Here is a 6,387-nt window from a genome sequence, read left to right as displayed (position 1 = left end):
TGGACTAAAGACGCCGACACGATCATCGCGAAAGCCCACCGTCAATCAACTTCCGGCACGCGACACTAGGACTGCTGCCGCCACGACGGCAGCCACAGTTGCGCCTCCCACATCGCGGGGGTGATCGGCTGGCCGACGAGGATGGGCCACAGCCAGATGAAGTTGGCGACGATCACGCCGATCCACAGCCCGACGACGAGCAGGCCGGTCTGGCGGCGTTCCTTCGAGGCACCGGCCCTGCCGAGCACCTCGCCCATCACGAGCACGGTGGCGATCACGAGGAACGGCACCACCGGCGCCATGTAGAAGAAGTACATCTGGCGGTCGATGTTGATGAACCACGGCAGGATGCCCGAGCCGTAGCCGAAGAGCACCCCGGCGTAGCGCCAGTCGAACCGTGCGAACGTGCGCCACAGCGAGAACGCCAGCACCGCCAGCGCCGGCCACCACAGCGCCGGGGTGCCGATCAGCATCACCGCGCTGACGCACTCGGTGCCACCGCAGCCGGTGACCTGTGACCCGGACGCGTAGTAGTAGAGCATCGGGCGCAGCCCCATCGGCCAGGCCCACGGCTTGGACTCCCACGGGTGCACGCCCGCCGCCTGGGTGGTGAGGCCGTCGTGGAACGCCAGCACCTCGCCGCCGTAGGACCAGAGCCCGCGCAGCGCGTCCGGGATGATCGACGTGCCGGTGAGGCGTTCGCCGACCGCGTGCCGGTCGTAGGCCGTCTCGCTGCCGAACCAGGCCCACCAGGTGGACAGGTAGGCCAGCAGCGGCACCAGCAGCAGTGCCCACAGCGCGGGCCCCAGGTCGCGCACGATCGTGCCGCGCAACGGCCGCTCGACGCCCGCGGCGCGGCGGGCCGCCATGTCCCAGAGCACCACGAGCACGCCGAACCCGGCCACCCAGTAGAGCCCCGACCACTTGACCCCGCAGCCGAGCCCGAGCAGCACGCCGGTGGCGAGGCGCCACCAGCGGAAGCCCAGCCGCGGGCCGTAGGGGGAGTCCGCGATGCGGCCCTCGAGCATGACGACGGCCAGCCGGGCCCGCACGTCGTCGCGGTCGCGGACCAGCGTGGTGAAGGCGGCCGTCACCGTGAGCGCGAGGAACGCGTCGAGCATCCCCATCCTGGACTGGACGTGCGACAGGCCGTCGCAGATCAGCAGGATGCCGGCGATGCCGCCCAGCAGCGTGGAGCGGGTGAGCCTGCGGGTGACCCGGATCAGCAGCACGACGGTCAGCACGCCGGCGAACGCCGCCGAGGCTCGCCAGCCGAAACCGTTGTAGTCGAAGAGCCACTCGCCTACCGCGATGAGCTGCTTGGCCAGCGGCGGGTGCACCACGAGCGCGAAGCCGGGGTCGTCCTCGACGCCGCCGTTGCGCAGCATCTGCCAGGCCTGCGGCACGTAGTGCTTCTCGTCGAAGACGGGGGTGCCGCCGTCGGTGGGGTGGCCCAGCCCGGCGAACCGGACGGCCATGGCGATGGCGCCGAGCACGATCGTGACGAGCCAGCCGCGCAGCCGGTCGGTGGGCGGCGGCGATCCCAGCAGCGCCGTACCGGTGGCCGGACGGCGTGGTGGGGGTACGTCGCCGACCGGGAGGTTGCCGGTGCCCGGCTCGTCCTCCTGCTCCGGACGGCTCGGCATCTCGGGCCGTGGGACGACCGTGCGGGAGGTCACGACGCACGATCGTAGGCTGCGGGGCGTGACCTCCTCGTCGGCACCGAGCTCCACCACCGGTCGGCTCGTGCTCGCGGCCACCCCGCTGGGCCAGTCCCGCGACGCGTCGGCGCGGCTGGTGGACGCCATCGCGACCGCCGACGTGATCGCCGCGGAGGACACCCGGCGGCTGCGCGCACTGGCCGCCGCGCTCGGCGTCACGATCACCGGGAAGGTGATCAGCCACTACGACGCGGTGGAGGACGCCCGGATGCCGCGCCTGCTCGAGGACGTCCGCGAGGGGCGCACCGTGCTGGTGGTGTCGGACGCCGGCATGCCCGCCGTCTCCGATCCCGGCTACCGGATCGTCGCGGCGGCGGCAGCGGAGAACCTGCCGGTCACCTGCCTGCCGGGCCCGTCGGCGGTGACCACGGCGCTGGTGCTCTCGGGGGTTCCCTGCGAGCGCTTCTGCTTCGAGGGTTTCGCACCGCGACGCGATGGTGAGCGGCGCCGCTGGCTCGACACGCTGCGCACCGAGGCGCGGGCCACGGTGTTCTTCGAGTCGCCGCACCGGCTGGCCGACACGCTGGCCACGGCCGTCGACGTGCTCGGTGCCGAGCGGGCGGCCGCGGTCTGCCGGGAGCTGACCAAGACCCACGAGGAGGTGTTGCGCGGCACGCTGGCCGAGCTGGCGGCCTGGGCCGAGGAGGGTCCGGTGCGGGGCGAGATCACGGTGGTGCTGGCCGGGGCGGCGCCGTCGGCGGCACCGACCGTGGAGTCACTGGTCGGCGCGGTGCAGGAGCGGGTCGCCGACGGGGAGCGGATGAAGGACGCCGTGTCGGTCGTGGCCGCGGCCGCCGGGGTGCCGAAACGGGATCTGTACGCCGCGTCGTTGGCGGCGCAGCAGTCCGCAGGATGACGACCCGCGGGGTGCTCTGAGTCGTTCCCGAATCACGTATCAAGCGTGTCCTAAATGGTGGGTCAGCACCAATGTACTGCTGATAACTTCCGAATGTCACGCGGTCTGTGTGGCGGCGAACCGGTGCTGCCGATAACGGATCGCCGATGTTCGATCCTCGCGAATCATTCATGAGAAGGTGGCGGTGTGCGCGCTGTTCAGAAGGTTGCCCGACGAATTGGTGCGATGCTGGTGGCCTTGGCCGCGATCCTTGCGCTGGCTGTCGGTATCGGGTCGGGAACGGCCTCTGCCGAGACGGTGCGGATGGATGTTGCCAGCGGTGAAGCGGTCACCAGCAGCGGCGAGTGGGTGGCTGAGTCCGTCGAGAACGACGTTGCCATGATCGGCAGGCTCTTCTGATCATGACAACGTCGTTCTCGACGGTTCGGTCGGTTGCGGGTGGGATCAAGCGTGGGCTAAAGAGTGGATCGGCCGCGGTGTCAGCATCAGGTTTGACGCGCTACGGGACCTTCCCGACGTATCAGGACTGCCAGGCCTGGGGAAACCTCGGGAAGGCGTACGGCTGGTGGTACGACTACGCGTGTCTGCCGAACATCGGCAAGATCGAGCTGTGGGTCGCGCGTCCCTGAGTGGCGCGAACACCTCGGAACGGGAGTCAGGATCCCGCCGTCTGCGCCGGGGTGGTCCTCGTGACCCCGCGGCGGCTCTGCACAGCCCGGGCGAACGGTTCCACCACCCGCGCGGCGACCGGCCCGATCACGGCCATCAGCAGCACGTAGGTGGTGGCCAGCGCGGCCAGCCGCTCGTCGACGACGCCGTAACCGACGGCCAGCCCGGCGATGATGATCGAGAACTCCCCGCGCGCCACCAGTGCGGCCCCGGCCCGGGCGCGCCCGAGCGGCCCGATCTTCTGCCGCCGCGCCGCCCACCACCCGGTGGCGATCTTGGTGAACGTGGTGACGACGGCCAGCGCCGCGGCCCAGCCCAGCATCGGTGGGATGGACGCCGGGTCGGTGTTGAGCCCGAAGACCACGAAGAAGATCGCCGCGAACAGGTCGCGCAGCGGCTCGAGCATCTTGGTGGCGTTCTCCGCCGTCGACCCGCTGATCGCGATGCCGAGCAGGAACGCACCGACCGCGGCCGACACCTGCATGGCGGACGCGAAGCCGGCCACCAGGAGCGCCGCCCCCAGCACCTTGAGCAGGAACACCTCGCGGTCGGGGGAGTCGACCACCGCGGAGACGAAACGGCCGTAGCGCAGCGCCACCAGCAGCACGACGGCGAGCACCGCCACCGAGATCCCGACGGCGGTGAGCCCGCCGACGAACGTGACGCCCACCAGCAGTGCGGTGAGGATCGGCAGGTAGAGGGCCATGACGAGGTCCTCGAACACGAGGATCGACAGCACCACCGGCGTCTCGCGGTTACCGAGGCGCCCGAGGTCGCCGAGCACCTTCGCGATGATCCCCGACGATGAGATGTAGGTGACCCCGCCCATCACGAGCGCGCCGATCACGCCCCAGTCCAGGATCAGGGCGACGGCGACGCCCGGCGCGGCGTTGAGCACGATGTCGAGCAGCCCGGCCGTCCAGGAACGGCGCAGCCCCGTGACGAGCTCGGCCGCCGAGTACTCCAGCCCCAGCAGCAGGAGCAGCAGGACGACGCCGATCTCGCCGGCCAGCCCGGTGAAGTCCTCGATGCCGGTGAGCGGCACGAAGCCGCCCGCTCCGAAGAACAGGCCGCCGAGCAGGTAGAGCGGGATGGGGGACAGGCCGATCTTGCCGGCGAAGCGGCCGAGCAGGCCGAGTCCGAAGAAGACGGCCCCGAGCTCGATCAGTTCCAGCGCGGTGTGGTCCACCGGGGATCAGCCCCGATTGAGGATCTTGACAGCGTTGTCGAGCCCCTCCGACGTGCCGACGGTGACCATGAGGTCGCCCGCGGTCAGGGTGAAGTCGGGCGTGGGGCTCGGGTGCACCTGGCCGGCGCGCATCACCGCGACCACCGACACTCCGGTACGGGTGCGCAGCGCGGTGTCGCCGAGCGTGCGGCCGTCGAACGGGGAGCCGCTGCCGATCGGGATCTGCCGCGTGTGGATGCCGGGCAGGTCCCGGTGCTCTTCGTTGAGCTGGGCGACGAGCTGGGGGGCCCCGAGCAGGTTGGCCAGCGTGCTCGCCTCGTCGGCCGACAGTGGCAGCTCCGCCAGGCAGGCGTCCGGATCGTCGGGCTTGGAGAGGATGAGCTCGATCTTGCCGTCGCGATGGGTCACCACGCCGATCCGGCGGCCGCTGCGGAGCGCGAAATCCTTCCGTACGCCGATCCCGGGTAGGGGCGTCACCTCGACATTCACGACATTCAGGGTAGACGAGCGGCTCGCGGGCGACGCGGGGCCGGATGAGGGCGATCATGGGAGGGTGACCGATCTCGCCCCACACGTCCTCGTCATGTTCGGCGCCAGCGGTGATCTCGCCCATCGCAAGCTGGTCCCCGGGTTGTTCCACCTGCACGGCGCGGGGCTGCTGCCCGACATCCGGATCATCGGCACCGGGCGGCACTCGCCGGGCACCGACGACGAGTTCCGCGCGAAGATCGCGCCCGAGGACGCGGGGCCGGAGTGGACGGCGTTCGCGGAGCGCATCCGGTTCGTCGTCTCCTCGGCCGATGACGGTGCGGACCTCGCCGCGGCCGTCGCCGCCGCGGAGAAGGACCTCGGCGGTTCCGGGGTGCGCAGGTTGCTGTACCTGTCGGTGCCCTCGGCCGCGATGCAGCCGATGATCGCGATGCTGCACGACACCGGTCTCGACGAGCGGTCGCGCCTGGTGCTGGAGAAGCCCTTCGGCCACGACCTCGACTCGGCCGAGGAGCTCAACGCCGCGGTGTTGGAGGTCTTCGCCGAGACCGAGGTGTTCCGCATCGACCACTTCCTCGGGAAGGAGGCCGTGCAGAACATCCTCGCGCTGCGCTTCGCCAACGGGCTGGTCGAGCCGATCTGGAACAAGAACCATGTCGCCTACGTGCAGATCGACGTGCCGGAGGCGATCAGCATCGAGGGCCGCGCCGCCTTCATGGAGGCCACGGGCACGTTCCGCGACATGATCAGCACCCACCTGTTCCAGCTGCTCGCGTTCGTCGCGCTGGAGCCGCCGGTGCACATCGACGCCGTCGCGCTGCACGAGGAGAAGCTCAAGGTCTTCCGCGCGATCCGGCCGCTCGACCCCGACCGCGTCGTGTTCGGACAGTACGAGGGCTACCGCGACGAGAAGGGCGTTGCCGCCGACAGCACCGTCGAGACGTTCGCCGCGCTCGAGGTCTTCGTGGACAACTGGCGCTGGAAGGGCGTGCCGTTCTACCTGCGCACCGGCAAGTCACTGGGCCAGGGCAGGCGCACGATCACGCTCGGGTTCCACGAGCCGCCGCTGCGGATGTTCCCGGGCGAGGCCGACGGCACGCCCAACGAGCTGGTGCTGGAGCTCACCGACGAGCCGGAGATCTCGCTGGAGATGCGGGCCAAGGTGCCCGGTGCGACGTTCACGATCGGGCACGCCATCCTCGACCTGCGGTTCGAGACCGCGTTCGGCGACGCCGTGCCGCTGGAGGCCTACGAGAAGCTGCTGCTCGACGTGATGCGCGGCGACCACACGCTGTTCACCAGCACCGACGAGGTCGAGCGGCTCTGGGAGCTGTGCGACCCGGTGCTGGCGGCGAAGCCGACGGCCCAGCCGTACGCGAAGGGGTCGTGGGGCCCGCAGGCCGCGCTCGACCTGCCCGGCGAGCGCGGCTGGCGGGTGCCGGAGAAGTGATCGGCTGACGCAC

Annotated in this window: 7 protein-coding genes; 4 read left to right on the top strand and 3 right to left on the bottom strand. The window is 70.6% G+C overall.

Annotation, left to right across the window (positions count from 1 at the left end):
* Nucleotides 1-65 precede the first annotated feature (65 nt).
* Entirely contained in the window at nt 66-1,646 is a 1,581-nt protein-coding gene (locus ACFPFQ_RS19880) for a dolichyl-phosphate-mannose--protein mannosyltransferase (RefSeq protein ID WP_379620922.1), read from the bottom strand.
* Between the two features lie 58 nt (nt 1,647-1,704).
* Between ACFPFQ_RS19880 and rsmI the strand changes: the two genes are divergently transcribed.
* The 3 genes from rsmI to ACFPFQ_RS19865 all read left to right on the top strand — a co-directional run bounded on the left by rsmI (nt 1,705) and on the right by ACFPFQ_RS19865 (nt 3,206).
* On the top strand, nt 1,705-2,577 hold the full coding sequence (rsmI, locus tag ACFPFQ_RS19875) for a 16S rRNA (cytidine(1402)-2'-O)-methyltransferase (protein WP_379620904.1): 873 nt from the start codon (nt 1,705-1,707) through the stop codon (nt 2,575-2,577).
* 186 nt (nt 2,578-2,763) lie between these two features.
* Entirely contained in the window at nt 2,764-2,976 is a 213-nt protein-coding gene (locus ACFPFQ_RS19870; RefSeq protein WP_379620902.1) for a hypothetical protein, read from the top strand.
* 92 nt (nt 2,977-3,068) lie between these two features.
* Nucleotides 3,069-3,206, top strand: coding sequence for a hypothetical protein (locus tag ACFPFQ_RS19865; protein ID WP_379620900.1), 138 nt, complete (start codon nt 3,069-3,071; stop codon nt 3,204-3,206).
* A gap of 26 nt (nt 3,207-3,232) precedes the next feature.
* On the opposite strand, the gene ACFPFQ_RS19860 is transcribed toward ACFPFQ_RS19865, so the two are convergent.
* Together ACFPFQ_RS19860 and ACFPFQ_RS19855 are read right to left on the bottom strand one after the other, a co-directional pair.
* Complete coding sequence (locus ACFPFQ_RS19860) at nt 3,233-4,435, bottom strand: cation:proton antiporter (RefSeq protein WP_379620898.1); 1,203 nt, start codon at nt 4,433-4,435, stop codon at nt 3,233-3,235.
* Nucleotides 4,436-4,441: 6 nt separating this feature from the next.
* Nucleotides 4,442-4,924, bottom strand: a complete 483-nt coding sequence (locus tag ACFPFQ_RS19855; RefSeq protein WP_379620896.1) for a cation:proton antiporter regulatory subunit — start codon at nt 4,922-4,924, stop codon at nt 4,442-4,444.
* Between the two features lie 64 nt (nt 4,925-4,988).
* Between ACFPFQ_RS19855 and zwf the strand changes: the two genes are divergently transcribed.
* Complete coding sequence (gene zwf, locus ACFPFQ_RS19850; RefSeq protein ID WP_379620894.1) at nt 4,989-6,374, top strand: glucose-6-phosphate dehydrogenase; 1,386 nt, start codon at nt 4,989-4,991, stop codon at nt 6,372-6,374.
* Nucleotides 6,375-6,387: the final 13 nt, after the last annotated feature.

It is taken from the genome of Pseudonocardia sp. GCM10023141, from assembly GCF_042653605.1.
Note: the sequence above shows the minus strand (reverse complement) of the source record. Positions and strands in the feature narration are given on the sequence as shown.

Bases quoted from the DNA above. Each gene is read 5' to 3' on its own strand.
- ACFPFQ_RS19880 (WP_379620922.1), bottom strand. From the start codon at position 1,646: ATGCCGAGCCGTCCGGAGCAGGAGGACGAGCCGGGCACCGGCAACCTC.